The organism is Mesorhizobium sp. LSJC269B00 (genome assembly GCF_000502815.1).
Lineage (GTDB): Bacteria > Pseudomonadota > Alphaproteobacteria > Rhizobiales > Rhizobiaceae > Mesorhizobium.
The window spans coordinates 188,231-209,010 of the sequence record NZ_AYVN01000005.1; the positions used below are offsets into that span (position 1 = coordinate 188,231).

Annotated in this window: 17 protein-coding genes; 16 read left to right on the forward strand and 1 reads right to left on the reverse strand. The window is 63.0% G+C overall.

The annotated features are described in order from the left end of the window. Positions 1 to 8 precede the first annotated feature (8 nt). The 12 genes from argS to X771_RS150810 all read left to right on the forward strand — a co-directional run bounded on the left by argS (position 9) and on the right by X771_RS150810 (position 14,953). Positions 9 to 1,772: an arginine--tRNA ligase gene (argS, locus tag X771_RS150865; RefSeq protein ID WP_023688215.1), complete on the forward strand. Its 1,764-nt coding sequence runs from the start codon at positions 9 to 11 to the stop codon at positions 1,770 to 1,772. Between the two features lie 103 nt (positions 1,773 to 1,875). Next, positions 1,876 to 5,250: an SPOR domain-containing protein gene (locus tag X771_RS150860; RefSeq protein WP_023688216.1), complete on the forward strand. Its 3,375-nt coding sequence runs from the start codon at positions 1,876 to 1,878 to the stop codon at positions 5,248 to 5,250. Positions 5,251 to 5,381: 131 nt separating this feature from the next. Continuing rightward, positions 5,382 to 6,401 carry a beta-N-acetylhexosaminidase gene (gene nagZ, locus X771_RS150855; protein WP_023688217.1) on the forward strand — a complete coding sequence of 340 codons (1,020 nt, stop codon included), beginning with the start codon at positions 5,382 to 5,384 and terminating at the stop codon, positions 6,399 to 6,401. 174 nt (positions 6,402 to 6,575) lie between these two features. Beyond that, positions 6,576 to 7,376, forward strand: coding sequence for a ScpA family protein (locus X771_RS150850; RefSeq protein WP_023667690.1), 801 nt, complete (start codon positions 6,576 to 6,578; stop codon positions 7,374 to 7,376). Further along, positions 7,373 to 8,140 carry an SMC-Scp complex subunit ScpB gene (scpB, locus tag X771_RS150845; protein WP_023667689.1) on the forward strand — a complete coding sequence of 256 codons (768 nt, stop codon included), beginning with the start codon at positions 7,373 to 7,375 and terminating at the stop codon, positions 8,138 to 8,140. Before X771_RS150850 ends, scpB begins: the two co-directional genes overlap by 4 nt. Positions 8,141 to 8,320: 180 nt before the next feature. Continuing rightward, positions 8,321 to 8,542, forward strand: a complete 222-nt coding sequence (locus X771_RS150840; RefSeq protein WP_023681650.1) for a twin-arginine translocase TatA/TatE family subunit — start codon at positions 8,321 to 8,323, stop codon at positions 8,540 to 8,542. Between the two features lie 86 nt (positions 8,543 to 8,628). After that, positions 8,629 to 9,369 carry a Sec-independent protein translocase protein TatB gene (gene tatB, locus X771_RS150835; protein WP_023688218.1) on the forward strand — a complete coding sequence of 247 codons (741 nt, stop codon included), beginning with the start codon at positions 8,629 to 8,631 and terminating at the stop codon, positions 9,367 to 9,369. Further along, on the forward strand, positions 9,366 to 10,241 hold the full coding sequence (gene tatC, locus X771_RS150830) for a twin-arginine translocase subunit TatC (protein ID WP_023688219.1): 876 nt from the start codon (positions 9,366 to 9,368) through the stop codon (positions 10,239 to 10,241). The genes tatB and tatC overlap by 4 nt, the downstream gene beginning before the upstream one ends. A gap of 109 nt (positions 10,242 to 10,350) precedes the next feature. After that, a complete protein-coding gene (gene serS, locus X771_RS150825) occupies positions 10,351 to 11,655 on the forward strand; it encodes a serine--tRNA ligase (protein WP_023688220.1) in 1,305 nt (434 codons plus the stop codon). Then, entirely contained in the window at positions 11,655 to 12,416 is a 762-nt protein-coding gene (gene surE / locus X771_RS150820; protein WP_023688221.1) for a 5'/3'-nucleotidase SurE, read from the forward strand. The genes serS and surE overlap by 1 nt, the downstream gene beginning before the upstream one ends. Positions 12,417 to 12,442: 26 nt before the next feature. After that, complete coding sequence (locus X771_RS150815; RefSeq protein ID WP_023688222.1) at positions 12,443 to 13,096, forward strand: protein-L-isoaspartate(D-aspartate) O-methyltransferase; 654 nt, start codon at positions 12,443 to 12,445, stop codon at positions 13,094 to 13,096. Positions 13,097 to 13,453: 357 nt separating this feature from the next. After that, on the forward strand, positions 13,454 to 14,953 hold the full coding sequence (locus X771_RS150810) for a peptidoglycan DD-metalloendopeptidase family protein (RefSeq protein ID WP_023688223.1): 1,500 nt from the start codon (positions 13,454 to 13,456) through the stop codon (positions 14,951 to 14,953). A 110-nt stretch (positions 14,954 to 15,063) separates the two neighbouring features. Here X771_RS150810 and X771_RS150805 read toward each other — a convergent pair whose 3' ends face one another. Beyond that, complete coding sequence (locus X771_RS150805; RefSeq protein ID WP_023688224.1) at positions 15,064 to 15,939, reverse strand: ATP-binding protein; 876 nt, start codon at positions 15,937 to 15,939, stop codon at positions 15,064 to 15,066. A gap of 271 nt (positions 15,940 to 16,210) precedes the next feature. Here X771_RS150805 and yajC point away from each other — a divergent pair, with 271 nt between their 5' ends. From yajC to X771_RS150785, 4 genes are all read left to right on the forward strand, one after another. Beyond that, a complete protein-coding gene (yajC, locus tag X771_RS150800) occupies positions 16,211 to 16,558 on the forward strand; it encodes a preprotein translocase subunit YajC (protein ID WP_023667680.1) in 348 nt (115 codons plus the stop codon). 54 nt (positions 16,559 to 16,612) lie between these two features. Further along, positions 16,613 to 17,608 carry a hypothetical protein gene (locus tag X771_RS150795; protein WP_023688225.1) on the forward strand — a complete coding sequence of 332 codons (996 nt, stop codon included), beginning with the start codon at positions 16,613 to 16,615 and terminating at the stop codon, positions 17,606 to 17,608. 217 nt (positions 17,609 to 17,825) lie between these two features. Next, a complete protein-coding gene (secDF, locus tag X771_RS150790) occupies positions 17,826 to 20,378 on the forward strand; it encodes a protein translocase subunit SecDF (RefSeq protein ID WP_023667677.1) in 2,553 nt (850 codons plus the stop codon). Between the two features lie 11 nt (positions 20,379 to 20,389). After that, on the forward strand, positions 20,390 to 20,779 hold the full coding sequence (locus tag X771_RS150785) for an Mth938-like domain-containing protein (protein ID WP_023688226.1): 390 nt from the start codon (positions 20,390 to 20,392) through the stop codon (positions 20,777 to 20,779). Position 20,780: the final 1 nt, after the last annotated feature.

The following is a 20,780-nucleotide window of genomic DNA, read 5'->3' on the forward strand; positions in this document are numbered from 1 at the left end:
CAAGACCCATGAACATCTTCGCCGATTTCAGCGCGCGAATCACAAAAGCCGTCGAAGCGCTTGATTTGAAAGACAGTAATGGCGTTTCGCCCGACCTGTCGCGCATCGCCGTCGAGCCGCCGCGCGACGCCAGCCATGGCGATCTCGCCACCAATGCGGCGATGGTACTGGCCAAGCCGACAGGGCACAACCCGCGGGCGCTGGCCGAGCGGCTGGTGGAAGTGCTGCGCAGCGACGCCGATGTTGCCGAAGCCGACGTCGCCGGTCCCGGCTTCGTCAATCTCCGGCTCAAGGACGCTTTCTGGCAGGCACATCTGACTGCGCTGCTCGGCGAGGGGCAAAACTACGGCCGCTCGACCATTGGTGGCGGCAAGAAGACCAATGTCGAATATGTCTCGGCCAATCCGACCGGGCCGATGCATGTCGGCCATTGCCGGGGCGCGGTGGTCGGCGACACGGTTGCAAATCTGATGGCCTTCGCCGGCTATGACGTCACCAAGGAATACATCATCAACGACGCCGGCGCGCAGATCGACGTGCTCGGGCGTTCGGCCTTCCTGCGCTACCGCGAAGCGCTGGGCGACGACATTGGCGAGATACCGGCCGGTCTCTATCCCGGCGATTACCTTGTGCCGGTCGGTCAGGCGCTGGCTGCCGAATTTGGCCGCAAGCTCTTGCAGATGCCCGACGATGAGTCGCTGGCAATCGTCAAGGACCGCACGATCGACGCCATGATGGTGATGATCCGCGAGGATCTGGCGTTGCTCAATGTGCATCACGACGTTTTCTTCTCCGAGCGCACGCTGCATGCCGACAATGCCAGGAGGATCCGCTCGGCGATCAACGATCTGACGCTGAAGGGCCATATCTACAAGGGCAAGCTGCCGCCGCCCAAGGGCGAGAAGCCGGACGACTGGGAAGACCGCGAGCAGACGCTGTTCCGCTCGACGGCGGTCGGCGACGACATGGACCGGGCGCTGGTCAAGTCCGACGGCTCGTTCACCTATTTCGCCGCCGACGTCGCCTATCTCAAGGACAAGGTCGACCGCGGTTTCGTCGGCCTGATCTATGTGCTGGGCGCCGACCATGGCGGCTACGTCAAGCGGCTGGAAGCGCTGGCGCGGGCGATTGCAGGCGATGATCTGAAGCTGCAACTCACGGTGCTGCTGTGCAATCTGGTGAAGCTATTTCGCGATGGCGAACCGGTTCGGATGTCGAAGCGGTCGGGCGACTTCGTGACGTTGCGCGAAGCGGTGGAGGAGGTGGGCCGCGATGCGATCCGCTTCATGATGCTCTACCGCAAGAGCGACGCGCCGCTCGACTTCGATTTCGCCAAGGTGACCGAACAGTCCAAGGACAATCCGGTGTTCTACGTGCAGTACGCGTCGGCGCGCTGTCATTCGGTGTTCCGGCAGGCGAGCGAGCAACTGGGCGAGGCCAATTTCGACCGCAACAGCCTGGCCGCGGCCTCGGCGTCGCTCACCGACGAGGGCGAGATCGGCCTGATCCGGAAGCTGGCTGAATATCCAAGGCTGATCGAATCCGCGGCCCTTGCGCTGGAGCCGCACCGGCTGGCATTCTACCTCTACGATCTGGCTTCCACCTTCCATGGACACTGGAATCGGGGCGCCGAGAATGCCGACTTACGTTTTGTTAAGGTTAACGACCGACAATTGACTCATGCCAGACTAGGGCTGGTGCAGGCTGTTTCGGATGTTTTGACCTCCGGCCTGACGCTGATTGGGGCTGATGCGCCCACTGAGATGCGTTAGGTTTAACTAAAACACCTGTCACCATTTGCCCACATTGCGCTGGTAAGGGCCAACCCTACGCGACGTCCATGGCGTCCGAATGAGTGCGAGTTCGGGAACAATAATGGCAGACAGAACCCAGCTGAGAGTAGCCGACAACAACGACATCGCCGAAGATGATCCGTTCGCTGAACTGACCAGGATCATGGGTTTCGATCCGCGCCAGCCGGTCAAGCCGCAGGCGCCAGCCGTCGAGACGGCTGCGGACGAGGGCGATTTCGACATCGACCTCGAGAAGGAGTTGATGGGCGAATTCGGCGATGAAGTCGGTTCCATGGAGGCCAGCCAGCCAGCTCCCGAGGTTCACCAGCCTGCCGCTGAGCCCTACGAACCTGCTGCCGAGATTCGCGAGCCGGCTTTCGAAACCACCGATGCCGCGATGGACGATGCGCTGGCTGCTTCGCTGGAATATGATTTCGTCTTCGACGATGCCGCCGATCTGGATTTCGGCGCTGCCCCGCAGGCTGCGGCTGCTCCCGTTGAACCCTCGGTTGCCGAACCTTGGTTTGCCGAGCCCGCATTCGACGAAGCTGCATTCGATGACGATTTCGACAATGCCGTGGCCAGTTCACTGGAAAACGTATCGCCGCTCGAAGACGATCTGCCGATGGATGACGAGCTTGCCGCTTCGCTCGAGCAGGGATTGCTGCTCGATGACGATGCGACCGTCGCCCATGCCGCAGATGTCGCCCAGGTTGCTGCTGCGCCTGCCGACGATGTCGCGTTCGACGATGATTTCGACAATGCCGTCTCGATGTCGCTGGAAGACGAGCTGACTCTGGACGGTCCTGCGCCGGCGCAGGACCAGTATGCCGCGCCAGTAGCCGAGGCGCCGGTCGTCGGCGCCGGCGACCACGCTGTTGCCGACGAGGATTTTGCGGGTCATTTCGATGACGCGATGGCCGATGTCGACATGGACTTTGCGGCCCAGGATTTTGCAGCCCAGGATTTTGCGGCGGAGGATTTCGAGCCTCGGGCTTTCGAGGCTCAGCCTGTTGAGGCCGAGGATCCGGAAGAGAGCGATCTGCAGGTCAGCGCGCCGGTTGAGATGGATGCGCCGGAAGTGGACGAGACGCCGGCCTGGACCGTGGAGGCCAGCCCCTCTCATGAGACTGCGCACGAAGCATTCGACGATTTCGATCTGAGCATCGATGATGCGCTTGCCGATCACGAGCCGGTGGCCGAGACCGCACCCGCTCCGGTTCAGCCAACTCCGGTCGCACCAGCCTATGTGGCGCCTACCAATATGGCGACCCCGGCCGCTCCGGTAGCTGACGAACGGACGTTGGAAGATGAACTCAACGCGCTGCTTGGCGCCATGACCACACCACGCCCGGCGCCAGTCGCCCCGATTCCGGTGGTCACCGAGCCCACCAGGGCTGCCGCCATCGAGCCCACCAGGACTTATGAGCCGGTTGCCCCGGTGCAGCGGTCCGTCGCGACGCCGGTCGCTCCGGTCGATAATCTCGACTGGGACCTAGACGAACACGCGCCTGCTCCTCAGGAGGCCCAGGCGGACGATGCCGATTTCGACGATCTGCTTGCCGGCGAACTTGAAGGCCATGTGCCCGAGATCGAGTTCGATGATCACGCCTTCGACGCGGCGCTGGCCAAGGGCATCGATCTCGGTCATGACGATACGGCAGCACCGGTCGCTGGCGATTGGCGCTCGACGCCGCCGGAGCCGGCGCGTTCGTGGAGCCGCGTGACTCCCACCCCGGCCCAGCCTTCCTTTGCAGCGCAGCCGCAAGCTTCTTTTGCAGAAAAGCCGTCCATGCCGCCGGCGGCAGCGCCAAGCTATCGCGACCAGCCGGTTGCCGCTGCTGCCTATGTGGCGCCGACGCCATCGCGCCAGGCGCCGCCTCAGGCCTATGACGAGATGCCGGATGTCGAGACGGTCGATGTGCCGGAGCGTGTGGTGGCGATTGCCGACGACCTCGACATTCCAGAACTCAGCTTCGAGCAAGACGAGCCGGCCGCCTATGACGACATCGACGCCGAATTCGCCGGCATGCTCAACGACATGAACGCGGTGGAAGTGGCGCCGCCCACTGCCGCACGCAGTGCCGGCTATGATGACGATTCCTACAGTTCCGGCTTCAGTTCGGGCCACGAGCTCGACCAGCGCGCCTATGCGGCGCGGCCAGCCGAAGTGCTTGCAGCCACGCAAGCTCACCACGCCGATGCCGCCGGCGGCTTCGACATGGACGATCTGCCCGGCAGCCAGCCGGTTTCGCAGGCCGACGATTTCGCGGTCGACGAACTCGACTACGATCCGGATCTGGACGAGGCAATGGCGGTGCCGGGCCTCGCCGAGCAGGAAGCCGCACGGCCGCGCAGGAGCGGCCTGCTGGTCGCGGGGGTCGTTGCTGCGGTTGCGATTGCCGGCGGCCTTGGCGCCTTCGCCTTGTCGTTCGGCGGCAAGGGCGGCAGCGATGCGCCGGTCATTGTCAAGGCCGACAACAGGCCGATCAAGGTCAAGCCCGAAAATCCGGGCGGCGCCGTGGTGCCGAACCAGGACAACAAGGTTTATGATGCGGTCGCCAAGGGCACCAAGCCGGCCGAGCCGGTTCAGGAGAAGCTAGTCACCAACACCGAAGAGCCGGTCGATGTGAAGGCGCAGGAGCCTGAAAGCCGCGTCGTCGATCTGTCGCCCGACGATACCGACGCTGCCCCAGGCCCCGACGCTGCCGGCAACCCCGAAGCTGCCGTCAACCCCGACGCGGCTGTCGCGCCGGCGCCAAAATCCGAGGACCGCATCGCGCAGGTGCTGCAGGAAGCCGACAAGAACCCCGATACCGTCGCCGTTGCCCCGCGCAAGGTGCGGACCATGGTGGTCAAGCCCGACGGCTCGTTGGTGGCCCGCGAGGACTCGACGCCGGCCGCGCCGCAGGTTGCGGCGACTGAGCCGCTTGACCCGGCGCCGCAGCACGTCGCCCCTTCGGCCGATGCCGAGCAGACCGGCACCGTGGCGCCTGCCGATCAGGCAAATAGCGACCAGGCAAGTGCCGAAACCGCCAAGCCGGTCAAGCCGGTGAAGCCGGCGGCCACGCCGAAGGCTGAGACCCAGTCCGCCAACACGCCGCAGACGGTTGCCGTGGCGCCGCAGCGCCCGTCCGACCAGCCGGTCGACGTGGTCGGCGAGGTCAAGCCCGACCAGGTTGCCTCCATCCCGGCGACGGCTTCGACATCGGGCGGTTCGTGGTCGATGCAGATCGCTTCGCAGCCGACGGTGGAAAGCGCCCAGGCCAACTACGCCGACCTGCAGCGCCGCTATGGAAATGTGCTCGCCGGTCGCACCGCCAACATCGTCAAGGCGGAGATCGCCGGCAAGGGCACCTTCTACCGTGTCCGGGTGCCTGCGCAATCGCGCAACGATGCGATCAATCTGTGCACCAGCTACAAGGCTGCCGGCGGCAACTGCTTCGTGTCGCGGTAAGGCCGGATCCAATTATCAGAGCCGGTGCGTTCCCAGGTCGCGCCGGCTTGTTCATGTGGATGGGCGAGAGGTTGAGGCGCTTGCCGTCCGGGGAGATTCCCTTTGGCGGCGCGAAGCCCTAAACTGGTGGAATGACCGAATCAAAATCCATGATCCTCGGCTGTGCCGGGAAATCGCTGACCCGCGAAGAAATCCGTTTCTATCGCAATGAATGCCCGTGGGGCTTCATCCTGTTTGCGCGCAATATCGGCGAAACGGAGCAGATCCGCGATCTGGTCGCCGAAATGCGCGACTGTATCGGGCGCCCCGATGCGCTGGTGTTCATCGATCAGGAAGGTGGCCGGGTGCAGCGCCTGCGGCCGCCGCTGGCGCCGAACTATCCCGCCGGCGGCGCGCTCGGTGCATTGTGGCGCAAGGACCATGATGCCGGCACCCGCGCTGCCTGGCTGATGGCGCGGCTGCACGCGTTCGACCTGTTGCGCTACGGTATCTCGGCCGATTGCCTGCCGGTGCTGGACGTGCCGATCGAGGGCGCCAGCGACGTCATCGGCGCGCGCGCCTATGGCAAGGAGCCGCGCCCGGTCATCGAACTCGGCCGCGCGGCGGCGGAAGGGCTGATGTCGGGCGGCGTGCTGCCGGTCATGAAGCACATTCCGGGTCACGGGCGCGCCTTTGCCGACACGCATTTCGAACTGCCTGTGGTCGATGCCTCGCTGAGCGACCTGCAGCGGCATGATTTCGCCCCTTTCCGCGAGCTTAGCCATCTGCCGATGGCGATGACGGCGCATGTCGTCTATAGCGCCATCGATCCGAACAACCCGGCGACCACGTCAGGTAAGGTCATCGACGAGATCATCCGCCGCGAGATCGGCTTCGACGGGCTGTTGATGAGCGACGACACCTCGATGAAGGCACTTTCTGGGGATTTCCCGACAAAGGCGGCCTCGATCCTTGCGGCGGGCTGCGATCTGGTCCTTCACTGCAATGGCGTTTTCGAGGAGATGGCAGGCATCGCATCGCGAACCACGGGACTTGAAGGGACGTCGCTGGAGCGCGCCAACCGGGCGCTGACCTATATAAGGGATCGCGACCGGGCCGACGAAACCGAGATACGCGCCGAGTTTGCCACCTATTTCGATGCGGTGGCCTAGAGACGGATGATTTCAGGTCTGTTCGACCTGAAATCTGAATCCGTCTCTAAATTAGATAGAGAGAGCATGATGTCGTCCGAAAACCGCTTCACACTTTTCGGCATCATGCTCTAACCAGAGGTAAAGGAACAAGTGGCGGAGACATTGGACAGCAAGGCTGCGAAGGCCGCACCGATGGACCGTCTGTGGGCCGAGAACGACGATTCACGGGTCACCGGCGACCCGTCGCTTGTCGTCGACGTCGCCGGGTTCGAAGGTCCGCTCGACCTCTTGCTGCATCTCGCCCGCAACCAAAAGGTCGATCTGTCGCGGATTTCCATCTTGGCGCTGGTCGAGCAGTATCTGACCTTCGTCGAGACGGCGAGGGCGCTAAGGCTTGAGCTTGCCGCCGACTACCTGGTGATGGCGGCGTGGCTGGCCTTCCTCAAGTCGAAGCTCCTCATCCCCAAGCAGCCCGGCGAGGAAGGCGAAAGCGGCGAGGAACTGGCCGCGGTGCTGCAGTTCCGGCTGAAGCGTCTGGAGGCCATGCGCGACGCCTCGGCAAGGCTGGTCAACCGCAACCGGCTCGGCCGCGACGTGTTTGCACGCGGCATGCCTGAAATGGTCATCGTCGAGAAGCGTAACGCCTATTCGGCCTCGCTCTACGATTTGCTCACCGCCTATGCGCAGCAGCGCCAGAAACAGGCGATCACCAATGTGACAATTGCCCGGCGTGGCGTGTGGTCGCTCAAGGATGCGCGCGATATCCTGACCCGGCTGATCGGCTCGCTGCGCGACTGGACGGCGCTGGACAGCTATCTGATCAATTACCTGACCAGCCCGGACGAACGGCGTACCGCGATTGCCAGCTCGTTCGCGGCGTCGCTGGAACTGGTGCGCGAAGGCAGCATCGAGATGCGACAGGACCAGGTGTTCGCGCCGCTCTATCTGCGCGGCCGCGCGCAACCAATCAAGGCAGTCGAGGTGGCATCATGAGCGAACGCGCCAACGCTTCGGTCATTCCGTTCAAGGTCGAAGAAGAGACCGAGGAGGGCATTATCGCCCAGGACCCGACTGATACCCTGCTTCTGAATCCTGGCGAACGGCTGCATATGGCCGAAGCCATACGCATGGCCGAGGCGATCGTGTTCGCCAGCGCCGAGCCGGTCAGCGAAAAGCAGCTCGCAGCCAGATTGCCCGACGGCATCAGCATTGCCGCTGCCATGGCTGAGCTGCAGCAGATCTATGCGCGGCGCGGCGTCAATCTGGTTCGGGTCGGCGATGCCTGGGCGTTCCGTACCGCCGGCGATCTCGCCTTCCTGATGAGCCGCGACACGGTGCAGCAGCGCAAGCTGTCGCGCGCCGCGCTCGAAGTGCTGGCGATCATCGCCTACCACCAGCCGGTGACGCGCGCCGAGATCGAGGACATCAGAGGCGTCGAGACCTCGAAGGGCACGCTGGATACGCTGCTCGAAACGGAATGGGTGCGCATGCGCGGCCGCCGCCGCACGCCCGGCCGTCCCGTCACCTACGGCACGACAGACACTTTCCTCGACCATTTCGCACTGGAGGAGATCCGCGATCTTCCCGGGATGGACGAACTGAAGGGGGCAGGGCTGCTCTCCGGCCGCATGCCGTCGAATTTCGCCATCCCGTTGCCGCCGGCCGATCCGGACGCGCTGACCGAGGACGAGGATGCGTTGACCGACATCGATCTCGAGGAACTCGGCCTGCTGACGCCGCGCGTCACGGAAGATTGACCGCAAGCCGCTGTCAAAAAGCTGCATTGCTGCGGTAGATGCGCCGATTGGTAGCGGGCAGCTTTGCCGAAAATGCGTGACATAAGCCGCGCCTTCATAAACTTTGTCGCTGTTGTGTTTGAATCCCAACGCGAAAACGCATAGATCATCGCCAGGGAAAACATTCGAGAGAGAGTTACAATGGGTTCATTTTCGATTTGGCACTGGATGATCGTGCTGGTGATCGTGCTGCTGGTGTTCGGCCGCGGCAAGATACCCGAGCTGATGGGCGACATGGCCAAGGGCATCAAGAGCTTCAAGAAGGGCATGGCCGATGACGATACCGCCGAAGACAAGCGCACCGTCGAGCACCGCCCGGACGAGACCGTTTCGGCAGTGAAGGAAAAGGCCAGCAAGAGCTGAGCCGAAGGTTGTTGCTTTTGTGCAAGTCGTTGTCCCAAAACCGCTTCGCACTTTTGGGCGACAAGCACTAGTCGGAACTGATTGCCATGTTTGAAGTCGGCTGGACCGAAATGCTGGTGATCGCGATCGTCATGATCGTGGTCGTCGGACCCAAGGATTTGCCCAATATGCTGCGCACCTTCGGCCGCACGACGGCGAAGCTGCGTGCCATGGCCTCCGACTTCCAGAAGCAGTTCAACGAGGCGTTGAAGGAAGCCGAGCTCGACGACGTCAAGAAGTCGGTCGATACGCTGCGCGGCCTCAATCCGGCGGCCGAGATCCGCAAGCAGCTCAATCCGTTCGAACAGGCGGCAGCAGAGGTTCGCTCCGGCGTCGATGCGGTGATGAAGCCGAAGCCCGCCGTCGACCCCGCAACGCCGGCGGCAGAAACACCACAGGCGGCCGAGCCGCTCAAGAACGGCGCGACGGTGATGCCCGGCGTCAACGGACCGGAAACAGCGCCGGCGGCGCCGATCCTTCCGGCGATGACCGACGAGGCGGTGGTGACACCGGCTGCAGCAACAGCAGCGCCACGAAACGCGCGCGCCAAGGGGGCTGCGATATCAAAGGCCCCGGCAACCAAAACAGCGGCAGCCAAGGCAGCACCGGCAAAGCCGGCGCCTGCGGCGAAGGTTGCGGCCAAGCCGTCAGCGGCGCCCGCCAAGGCTGCACCCGGAAAAGCCGCCACCAAGCCGGCTGCTGCACCGAAGGCAGTCACAAAGGCTGAGCCGAAGCCTGCGCCGGCCACGAAGCCCGCGTCCAAGAAGACGGCGGGGGCCGCCAAGTGAGCATTACGGACAGCGAAAAGGACGAGATCGAGAAGTCGTCGGCTCCGCTGATGGAGCATCTGATCGAACTGCGCCGCCGGCTGATCTGGTCGATCGGCGGTTTCTTCGTCGCCTTCCTCGTCTGCTTCTTCTTTGCCAAGAAGCTGTTCAATCTTTTGGTCGTTCCGTTCAAATGGGCCACGCAGTGGGCCGGGCTCGATCCGCACAAGGTCGAGCTGATCTATACGGCGCCGCAGGAATTCTTCTTCACCCAGGTCAAGCTCGCCATGTTCGGCGGCATGGTCATCGCCTTTCCGCTGATCGCCACGCAGATCTACAAATTCATCGCGCCAGGCCTCTACAAGAACGAACGCAACGCCTTCCTGCCGTTCCTTATCGCATCGCCGATCCTGTTCCTGATGGGAGCGTCGCTGGTCTATTTCTTCTTCACGCCGATGGTGATGTGGTTCTTCCTCGCCATGCAGCAGGCCGGCACCGACGACCAGGTGCAGATTTCGCTGCTGCCGAAAGTGTCGGAATATCTCAGCCTGATCATGACGCTGATCTTCTCTTTCGGCCTGGTGTTCCAGCTGCCGGTGGTGACCAGCCTGATGACGCGGGTCGGCATGCTGTCGTCGAAGGCGCTGGCCGAGAAGCGCAAATGGGCGATCGTCATCGCTTTCGTCGTCGCGGCGGTGCTGACGCCGCCCGATCCGATGAGCCAGATCGGTTTGGCCATCCCGACCATCCTGCTCTACGAGGTGTCGATTTGGGCGGCCCGGTTGATCGAGCGCGACCAGGTCAAGCAGAAGCTGGCGCGCGAGAAGCAGGAAGCCGCCGAAGCCGTGGCCGAAAAGGCGGCGGACGCGTCCTCAAAGCAGGCTCCTTCATAGGCCGTCGCGTTCGGGTATCCGCGTTAGCGGAAAAACGCGACAGCCGCCATCTTGCATCGATGAAGGATGCGGTTTACGCCCTCAGGCCTTAGCTCGAGGACGACCAACCATGCTTGATATCAAATGGATTCGCGACAACCCGAAGGCCCTTGTCGAGGCGCTGGCCAAGCGCTCGTGGTCGGCTGACGAGGCGCAGTCCACGGTCGATGAGCTGATCAAGAAGGACGAAGCGCGGCGCGAGCACGTCACAGAGCTGCAGACCAAGCAGGAACGCCGCAACGCCGCCTCGAAGGAGATCGGCAACGCCATGCGTTCGGGCGACGCAGCACTTGCCGAAAAACTCAAGGCCGAAGTCGGCGACATCAAGACCTTCATCCAGAATGGCGAGGCGCGCGAGCGCGAGCTCGACAAGACGCTGAACGATGCGCTGGCGGTGCTGCCGAATGTGCCGCTCGACGACGTGCCGGTCGGCAAGGACGAGCACGACAATGTCGTCAAGCATATCGTCGGCGAGGTGCCGACCCGGCCGAACTGGGTGAAGGAGCATTTCGAGATCGGCGAAGCGCTCGGCATGATGGATTTCGAGCGGGCGGCAAAGCTGTCGGGATCACGCTTCACCGTGCTGAAGAGCGGGCTGGCGCGGATGGAGCGCGCCATCGGCCAGTTCATGCTCGATCTGCACACGACCGAGCATGGCTATGAAGAAGTCATCCCGCCACTGATGGTGCGCGACGAAGTGCTTTTCGGGACCAACCAGCTGCCGAAATTCGAGGACGACCTGTTCTTCGTGCAGCATGGCGATGGCCGGCTCGGGTTGATTCCTACCGCCGAGGTCCCGCTCACCAACCTGGTGCGCGAAGAAATCACGGCCCATGAAAAGCTGCCGCTGCGCTATACGGCGCTGACGCCGTGCTTCCGCTCGGAAGCGGGCTCCGCCGGCCGCGACACGCGCGGCATGTTGCGCCAGCACCAGTTCTACAAGGTCGAGCTGGTCTCGGTCACCGACCAGGAGTCTTCGCTCGCCGAGCACGAGCGGATGACGCAGTGCGCCGAAGAGGTGCTGAAGCGACTGGAGCTGCCGTTCCGCACCATGGTGCTGTGCACCGGCGACATGGGGTTTGGCGCGCGCAAGACTTACGACATCGAGGTCTGGCTGCCCGGCCAGAACGCCTATCGCGAAATCTCGTCCTGCTCGGTCTGCGGCGACTTCCAGGCCAGGCGCATGGATGCCCGGTACAAGGACCGGGATGGCAAGGGCAACCGCTTTGTGCACACGCTGAACGGTTCGGGCACCGCTGTCGGCCGTGCGCTGATTGCCGTCCTCGAAAACTACCAGAATGAGGATGGCAGCGTAACCATTCCTGAAGTGCTGCGGCCTTATATGGGCGGTCTGGCGAAGATCGAATCGAAGTAATGCGCATCCTTCTGACCAATGATGACGGCATCCATGCCGAGGGCCTGGCGTCGCTCGAACGCATCGCCCGCACGCTGTCGGACGATGTCTGGGTCGTGGCGCCGGAGCAGGACCAGTCCGGCTACGCGCACTCGCTGTCGATCTCGGAGCCGCTCCGGCTGCGCAAGATCGGCGAGAAACACTACGCCGTGCGCGGCACGCCGACTGACTGCGTCATCATGGGCGTCAAGAAGATCCTGCCTGGCGCGCCGGACCTGATCCTGTCCGGTGTCAATTCCGGCGCCAACATCGCTGACGACGTCACCTATTCCGGCACCGTCGCCGGCGCCATGGAAGGCGCGCTGCTCGGCATCCGCTCGATCGCACTCAGCCAGGGTTATTCCTATGTCGGCGAGGACCGCGTCGTTCCCTATGAGACCACCGAGGCGCTGGCGCCGGCGTTGCTGAAAAAGCTCGTCGCCATGCCGCTGCCGGACGGCGTGCTGCTCAACGCCAACTTTCCCAACTGCCTGCCTGACGAGGTTGCCGGCACCGTCGTGACGTCGCAGGGCAAGCTGGTGCACAGCCTTTGGGTCGACGAGCGCCGCGACGGGCGCGGCCTGCCTTATTACTGGCTGCGCTTCGGCCGCGAGCCGGTCGAGGGCAAGCAAGGCACCGATCTCCATGCTCTGCACAACCGGCTGGTGTCGGTGACGCCGCTGCAGCTCGACCTCACCGCGCATGAAATCCGTGACCAACTGACCAAAGCGCTGTCTGATTAAGGTTTTGGCATGAACAAGGTTTCTGCATGAACATGCCGCTCGACGATCGCGAGGGTTTTGCCGCTTTCCTGCTGCGCCTGCGCGGCCAAGGCGCGGTGCCGAAGGCGCTGATCGCAGCCTTCGAGGCGACGCCGCGGCGCGGCTTCCTCAACGGCCAGTTCCATTCGATCGCCTGGTCGTACGGGATGCTGCCGATCGAGTGCGGCGAGGCGATCGAGGGCGCCGATCTGCAGGCGGCGGTGATTGCGGCCCTGGCAATAGAGCCCGGCAACCGGGTGCTCGAGATCGGCACCGGCTCGGGCTACACGGCAGCGGTGATGTCGCGGCTCGCGGCTCGCATCGTCAGCGTCGACCGCTACAAGACGCTGGCCGAGCAGGCCAGGCAACGCTTCGAGGCGCTCGGCATCGGCAATGTCATCGTGCGCCAGGCCGACGGTTCCAACGGGCTTGCCAATGAAGCGCCGTTCGACCGCATCGTAGCCTGGGCGGCTTTCGACAGCCTGCCGCGCTTCCTGCTCGACCAATTGTCGAGCGGCGGCATCGTCATTGCCCCGATCGGGCCGGAGGAGGGCGAGCAGGTGCTGGCCAAGCTGACCAAGGTCGGCAGCCGCTTCGAGCGCGAGGATATCGGCACCGTGCGCCTGCAGCCGATCCTGCGCAGCGTTGCGGCGGTTATCTGAATTCTGCCTGTCACGCGCTTCGAAGGTAAGCCGAAGCCGATCGTTTCGTCATCCACGGGCGAAGCAAGGAGCGTAGCGACGCAGCGCAGACCCGAGGATCCATGCCGCGCCATCAAGGCGTAGCTACGGCGCAGAATTCTGCTCTGCTGCATTCTTCGGCCAATGTCACGGAATGGATCCCAGGGTCTCCGCGACGGCGCTTCGCGCCTGCTTCGCCCAGGGATGACGACGTTGGTGAAGGCGCCTTACAAAATGTTTTAAGAAAATTTGCGTCTGATTCTATGGGGTTAACCCGCCAGTAACATTAACGCGCTTTAATCATGACCAGTGTGTACCGGGTCTGTGCGGGTTAGTGCGATGCAATTCAGTGTTTTGAAGGCAAACGGGCGTACTCTGTCGCGGGGCTGCGCTGTCCTCATGCTAGCCGGAGTGGCGGCGGGGTGTAGCTCCCAAGTCTCGCGGTTCAATGGTGTCGACGACGTCTTCACCTCCTCGACCAACAATCAGCGCGCCATCATCGACAAGCAGAGCACCGCTCAGCCCTATCCGGGCGATGTGGCGGCCGAGCCGATCGCTGCGGCACCTGTCGATGGCAGCCATAACCAGTCGGTCAGCCGCTCCAGCCTGGAGCCGGTCACCGTCCAGCAGCTGCCGCCGCCGAGCGCGCCCAAAGCTGCTCCGATGCGTACCGCTTCCGCGCCGGCGCTTGCACCGGCACCGCATGTCGACAGAACGACTACCGGCACCGTCCAGCCGGCGAGGCCGTTCAAGAATGCCGGTGACTCCGATCCGAAACCAGTTGCGGCTGGTACGCCGCATGCGACCGAGATCGTGGTCAGCGACGGCGAGACCATTTCCGGCATCGCTCATCGCTATCATGTGCCCGCCGACGTGATCATGAAGGTCAACGGCTTGAGCGCCACCAAGGGGCTGAAGACCGGTCAGAAACTGGTCATCCCGGCCTATGCCTATTCAAGCAAGGGGACAGAGCCGAAACTTGCCGACGGCAAGCCGGCAAACAGCCCCAAGGCGCCGGCGCCGGAAAAGGTCGCCGTGCTGCCGCAGCAGCCGAAACTCAAGGACGGCAAGTCCGCCGCGCAGGTTGACGCTTCGGCAGCGAACAAGCCGAAGACCGACAAGCCGGCGCAGACGGCCTCGGCCGCGCCAAAGGCCGGCGCGGGCACCTACACGGTCCAGTCGGGCGACACCATGTCCTCCATCGCCAGGAAGACCGGCGTTGGCGTCGTGGTGCTGAAGCAGGCGAACGGCATGCAGGACGGCCTGCTCAAGATCGGCCAGACGCTGAAGGTTCCGGCAGGTGGCACCGCAACGGTCGCCAGCGCCAAGCCGGCCAAAGTTGATCCGGTGACGACCGCGACCACCCAACCGGCGGCAAAGCCGACGGAGACACTCGCCACCTACACGCCGCCGAAGAAGGACGCCAAGGTTATCCAGCAGGCCGAGGACGACGATGCTGTTGCGCCCGATGCCACCGGCATCGGCAAGATGCGTTGGCCGGTGCGTGGCCGCGTCATCTCCAATTTTGGTGGCGGCAAGGATGGTGTCGACATCGCCGTGCCTGAGGGGACGCCGGTCAAGGCGGCCGAAAACGGCGTGGTCATCTATGCCGGCGACGGCCTCAAGGAATTCGGCAATACGGTTCTGGTGCGCCACGAAAACGGGCTGGTCACCGTCTATGGTCACGCCAGGTCGATCGAGGTGCAGCGCGGCCAGAAGGTCAAGCGCGGCCAGGAAATCGCGCTGTCGGGCATGAGCGGCACCACCGACTCGCCGAAACTGCACTTCGAAGTGCGCAAGAACTCGGCCCCGGTCGATCCCTCAGGTTATCTCGAATAGTCGGGAATAGAACAATAAACGTTTTGCAGGCCGTCTGACCTCCAGTCCGGCCCGCCGGCTCAGCCCGCTCCGCAAGGGGCGGGCTTTTTCAGTGACCTGACGGAAATCAATCAGTCGTTCAGCGGCTTGCCGAGCCGGCCGGCCAGATCCTGGGTGAACTGCCAGGCGACGCGGCCCGAGCGGCTGCCGCGCGTCGTTGCCCATTCCAGCGCCTCGGCGCGCAGCTGCTCCGGGTCGATAGTGAGCCCGTGATGGCTGGCATAGCTGTTGACCATGTCGAGATATTCGTCCTGCGAACATTTGTGGAAGCCGAGCCACAGGCCGAAACGGTCGGACAGCGAAACCTTTTCCTCGACCGCCTCGGACGGGTTGATGGCGGTCGAGCGCTCATTGTCGATCATGTCGCGCGGCAACAGGTGCCGGCGGTTCGACGTGGCGTAGAAGATGACATTGGCCGGGCGGCCCTCGACGCCGCCTTCAAGGGCTGCCTTCAGCGACTTGTAGGAGGTGTCGTCATGGTCGAAGGAGAGGTCGTCGCAAAACAGGATGAAGCGAAACGGCGCCGCCTTCAGCAGGCCCATCAACCTGGGCAGCGTGTCGATATCCTCGCGATGGATCTCGATCAGCTTGAGCGGCAGGTCGGATTTGGCCTGGGCGTTGATCTGCGCATGCACGGCCTTGACCAGCGAGGATTTGCCCATGCCGCGCGCACCCCACAACAACACATTGTTGGCGGCATGGCCGGCGGCGAAGCGTTCCGTGTTTTCGACCAGAATGTCGCGCACGCGGTCGACGCCGCGGATCAGGCCGATGTCGACGCGGTTGACCTTGCGCACCGGCTCGAGATAGCCGGGGTCGGCCTGCCAGACGAAGCAATCGGCAACCGCAAGATCGGTTTGCGGCACCGGCGGCGGGGCGAGGCGGGTGACCGCCTCGATCAGGCGGTCGAGCTTTTGGTTCAGGGCCTCGATGGTGCTGTCGGTCATGTCTCGTCTTTTATGTTTCCGCACGAACGTGCGTAGGGGCCGAAATCGTCTTGATCCGGGCGAGATAGAAACTGGTTCCAAGCTTTTGTTTGGGCATGATCTTTTGCGAAAACCACGCCCGTATTCCGGGAGCATGCTCTAACACGGGTCAACCGGCCGGAAAAGCAGCTGAAAGCCCGGCCGCGCAGTTGCATTGGTAACTTTACCCACTATATTCCGGCCAAATTTGGCGAGGCCGCCCTACGGCCTTCTTCGTAACCAGGAGTTCTTGATGTTCGTCACACCGGCATACGCCCAAGCTACCGGAACTCCGCTTGGTCCGTTCGGGGATATCGGCATGATACTCCCGTTCGTTCTGATCTTCGTGATCATGTATTTCCTCATCATCCGGCCGCAGCGCGCCCAGTTGAAGAAGCGCCAGGAGATGATCTCGGCCGTGCGCCGTGGCGACACGGTCATCACCGGCGGCGGCTTCGTCGGCAAGGTGACCAAGGTGATCGACGACAATGAGCTTGAGATCGACCTTGGCGGCGGCACCAAGGTGACGGCGCTGCGCTCGACGATCGCCGATGTTCGGGTCAAGGGCGAGCCGGTGGCCAACCAGAACGCCAAGAAGTAAGCCAGTTTCCCAAGCGGAGCGATCCGCGGGCAGAGCTCTGACAAAAGACGGCGTATGGTCCATTTTTCGCGCCTGAAAATGATCCTGATCTGGCTTGCTATGGCCACAATGCTCGTCGACGCGCCCAGTCTTCACGCTGCCGGCGCGGACGTGCTGCTTCGATTGGACGCGACCGATGTGATCGATCGCCGGTTGGAGGCGACGCGTGACGAAATCAGGACGCTGCTGCGCGATGCAAGGATCGGCTATACTGGTCTTGCTAAGTCGGGTCGGGCCGTTCAGGTGCATATCACCGACGCCGCTCAGGTCGGCGCGGCCAAGATGGCATTGGAGGCGGTGACTGATCCTGTCCTTGGCAGCGCTGGTCCGGTCCAGGAAGTGATCCTGGATGATACCGGAGCAGCGTTGCTCAAGTTCACGGTAACAGACACAGGTATCAAGTATCGGATGTCGATCGCGCTTGCGCAGTCGATCGTGGTCATTAAGAATCGCCTGCGTGATCTTGGTGTAGCCGACCCAGTAGTGCGGCCAGAGGGCGAAGACGGTATGCTGGTCCGGACCTCGGGCGTTGCGGATTTGCAAAGGCTGAGGAGAATTCTCACCCGAACCGGAATGCTGACTTTTCAGTGGGTTGATGAGTCGATGCCGGTCGCTGATGCGATCAATGGCCGGACGCCCGCTGGCTCGGTGGTGGTTTATTCGAAGGACGATCCACCGGTTCCCTATCTGGTTGAGAGCCGAACGATCGTTTCCAGTGACGACATTGTCAATGCTCAGGCGACTCCCAACTCCGTCACAAATGAGCCGGCGGTTTCGTTCACCTTCGATTCCAGGGCAACGGCACGCGTTGCGCAGGCGACCTCGCAGAATGTCGGCAAGCTATTTGCGATGATCCTCGACAACCAAGTGCTTTCGGTGCCAGTCGTCCGCGAGCCAATTCTTAACGGCCGCGGCCAGATATCGGGCAACCTTACAAAGGAGAACGCCGATGATCTGGCCTTGCTTTTGCGTTCCGGACCGATGCCTGCACAATTGAAAATAGTCGAGTAGCGCACGATAGCGCCCGGCGGTGATCAGAATTAGAATGGAACCGACAGAGGCGATTGACGCCGAAACCGCTGCCGGCGGCAGCGCCAAATTGACCTCAGCGCGCTCGACAATCGGCGAAGTGCGGGTTAAGGGCGAGCCGGTGGCAAATAAGAACGCCAAGAAATAACCGAATTGTCGGCGGAACGATCCGCCAGTACGCCCTGACGGACAACGCCATATGCTGTATTTTTCGCGCCTGAAGATGATCCTGATCTGGATCGCCGTGGCCGTCACATTCATCCTTGCCGCGCCAAATCTCTTCCCGGCCAGCACATTGGCGCAATTGCCCAACTGGGTGCCGAAGCGGCAGATGACGCTTGGTCTCGATCTGCAGGGCGGTTCGCACATCCTCTTGCAGATGGACCAGAACGACCTGGTCAAGGCGCAGCTGGAAACGACGCGCGACGAGATCCGCACGCTGCTGCGCGATGCCAAGGTGGGCTATACCGGCCTTGGCGGCACCGGCAGGACTGTACAAGTGCGCATCACCGATCCAACCCAGATCGATGCCGCCAAGGCGGCGCTTAAGCCGCTGACCGATCCGGTCGCCGCCGGCCTGTTCACCGGTGGCTCCATCCAGGAGATGTCCCTGGATGATTCCGAAGCCGGGCTGCTCAAATTCACCGTCACCGACGCCGGCATCAAATACCGCACCTCGGCCGCATTGGCGCAGTCGATCGAAGTCGTCGAGCGTCGCGTCAACGAACTCGGCACCACCGAGCCGATCGTGCAGCGGCAGGGCGACGACCGTGTACTCGTCCAGGTGCCGGGCCTGCAGGATCCGCAAAGGCTGAAGGAGATCATCGGCCAGACCGCCAAGATGACCTTCCAGATGGTCGATACCTCGATGTCGGTGCAGGATGCGCTGAACGGCCGCCCGCCGGCAGGCTCCTCGGTGCTTTATTCGCAGGACGATCCGCCGGTTCCGTATCTGGTGGAAAATCGCGTCATCGTGTCCGGCGAGGATCTTGCCAAGGCCACCGCAACCTATGATTCCCGAAACAACGAGCCAGTGGTTTCGTTCGTCTTCAACTCGCGCGGTGCGACACGGTTCGGCCAGGCGACCCAGCAGAATGTCGGCAAGCCGTTCGCCATCATCCTCGACAATCAGGTGATTTCGGCGCCGGTGATCCGCGAACCGATCCTCGGCGGCAGCGGCCAGATTTCAGGCAATTTCACCGCCGAAAGCGCCAACGACCTCGCCGTGCTGCTGCGGGCCGGTGCGTTGCCGGCAAAGCTGACCGTGATCGAAGAACGCACGGTGGGCCCGGGCCTCGGCCAGGATTCGATCCATGCCGGCAAGGTCGCCGGCATCATCGGCTCCATTCTCGTCGTCGCCTTCATGTTCGTCGCGTACGGACTTCTCGGCTTCCTCGCCAACATTGCGCTCGCCGTGCACGTGGCGATGATCGTCGGGGTCTTGTCGCTGCTTGGCGCGACGCTGACCTTGCCCGGCATTGCCGGTATCGTGCTGACCATCGGCATGGCGGTCGATTCCAACGTGCTGATCTATGAGCGCATCCGCGAGGAGCGACGGGCCGGCCGTTCGGTCATCCAATCGATCGACACAGGCTTCACCAAGGCGTTGGCGACCATCGTGGATTCCAACGTGACGTCGCTGATTGCCACGGTCGTGCTGTTCTATCTCGGCACCGGACCGGTCAAGGGCTTCGCCATCACCTATGCCATCGGCATCTTGACCACGGTCTTCACCGCCTTCACCTTCACCCGTCTGCTGGTGTCGATCTGGCTGCGCCGTGCGCGTCCGAAGGAATTGCCGCGTGCGCCGGTGACCTTCGTTCCGGCCGGCACGAAAATCCCGTTCATGGGCATCCGCCGCTGGACGTTCGCACTGTCCAGCCTGCTGTCGATCGCGTCGGTTATCGGATTCCTGACCATCGACATCAACTACGGCATCGACTTCAAGGGCGGCTCGATCATCGAGGTGCAGTCCAAGCAAGGCGACGCCGATATTGGCGATATCAGAAGCCGGCTGTCGGAGCTAAACATCGGTGAAGTGCAGGTCCAGCAATTCGGCGCGCCGAACGACGTGCTGATCCGCGTCGGCACCCAGGATGGCGGCGAGAACGCCGAGCAGACCGTCATCGACAAGGTGCGCGGCGAGCTGCAGGACAATTACGATTTTCGCCGCGTCGAGGTGGTGGGCCCGACGGTTTCGGGCGAGCTGGCCAAGCAAGGCACGATTGCGATGATCATCGCGCTGATCGGCATCCTGGTCTATGTCTGGTTCCGCTTCGAATGGCAGTTCGCGGTCGGCGCCATCGTGGCGACGGTGCACGATGTGGTGATGACGCTGGGCTTCTTCGTCATCACCGGGCTCGAATTCAACCAGTCTTCGCTGGCGGCGATCCTAACCATTATCGGCTATTCGCTCAACGACACGATCGTCGTCTATGACCGTGTTCGAGAAGATTTGCGAAAATACAAACGAATGCCGCTCCCGCAATTGTTGAACAACGCCATCAACGAGACTCTGTCGAGAACGACGCTGACTTCGGTGACGACCATCCTGGCGCTGCTGGCCCTGGTGTTGTTCGGCGGCGAGGTGATCCGCTCGTTCACCATGGCGATGCTGTTCGGCGTCGTCTTCGGTACCTATTCGTCGATCTTCATCGCAGCGCCCTTGCTGATCCTGTTCAGGCTCAGGCCGCAGGGAGCGAGCGCCGATGAGGAGAAGCCGGTTGGTGGCGGCAAGGCCATGGCGACCTGACGGCTGCGCTGGTGGCAAAAGGCATCGTCATCCGCGAGGCGCATTTCCCCGGACGGGCGCCGATCGAAGCCTACGGCAATGGCGGCTTCCGCTTCGCCGACATGTCGCATCGCGGCTCGCTTCTTTGCCTGCCCTCCGGCATCCATGGCTGGGAGCCGGCCGATCCGCTGGCCCTGACGGCGGCGGATTTCGACCTGCTGCTGGCTGAGGCCGGCAAGGTCGAGATCCTGCTGGTCGGTACAGGCAAGGATTTGCGGCCCTTGCCGACAGCACTTCGGGCGGCGCTGAAAGCGGCTGGCATTGGCTCCGACCCGATGTCTACGGGGGCAGCGGTGCGGACCTACAATGTTCTGCTTGCCGAAGACCGCGCCGTGGCCGCGGCGCTCATCGCCGTCGACTGAC

Bases quoted from the DNA above. Each gene is read 5' to 3' on its own strand.
- argS (WP_023688215.1), top strand. From the start codon at position 9: ATGAACATCTTCGCCGATTTCAGCGCGCGAATCACAAAAGCCGTCGAA.
- X771_RS150860 (WP_023688216.1), top strand. From the start codon at position 1,876: ATGGCAGACAGAACCCAGCTGAGAGTAGCCGACAACAACGACATCGCC.
- nagZ (WP_023688217.1), top strand. From the start codon at position 5,382: ATGACCGAATCAAAATCCATGATCCTCGGCTGTGCCGGGAAATCGCTG.
- X771_RS150850 (WP_023667690.1), top strand. From the start codon at position 6,576: ATGGACCGTCTGTGGGCCGAGAACGACGATTCACGGGTCACCGGCGAC.
- scpB (WP_023667689.1), top strand. From the start codon at position 7,373: ATGAGCGAACGCGCCAACGCTTCGGTCATTCCGTTCAAGGTCGAAGAA.
- X771_RS150840 (WP_023681650.1), top strand. From the start codon at position 8,321: ATGGGTTCATTTTCGATTTGGCACTGGATGATCGTGCTGGTGATCGTG.
- tatB (WP_023688218.1), top strand. From the start codon at position 8,629: ATGTTTGAAGTCGGCTGGACCGAAATGCTGGTGATCGCGATCGTCATG.
- serS (WP_023688220.1), top strand. From the start codon at position 10,351: ATGCTTGATATCAAATGGATTCGCGACAACCCGAAGGCCCTTGTCGAG.
- surE (WP_023688221.1), top strand. From the start codon at position 11,655: ATGCGCATCCTTCTGACCAATGATGACGGCATCCATGCCGAGGGCCTG.
- X771_RS150815 (WP_023688222.1), top strand. From the start codon at position 12,443: ATGAACATGCCGCTCGACGATCGCGAGGGTTTTGCCGCTTTCCTGCTG.
- X771_RS150810 (WP_023688223.1), top strand. From the start codon at position 13,454: ATGCAATTCAGTGTTTTGAAGGCAAACGGGCGTACTCTGTCGCGGGGC.
- X771_RS150805 (WP_023688224.1), bottom strand. From the start codon at position 15,939: ATGACCGACAGCACCATCGAGGCCCTGAACCAAAAGCTCGACCGCCTG.
- yajC (WP_023667680.1), top strand. From the start codon at position 16,211: ATGTTCGTCACACCGGCATACGCCCAAGCTACCGGAACTCCGCTTGGT.
- X771_RS150795 (WP_023688225.1), top strand. From the start codon at position 16,613: ATGGTCCATTTTTCGCGCCTGAAAATGATCCTGATCTGGCTTGCTATG.
- secDF (WP_023667677.1), top strand. From the start codon at position 17,826: ATGCTGTATTTTTCGCGCCTGAAGATGATCCTGATCTGGATCGCCGTG.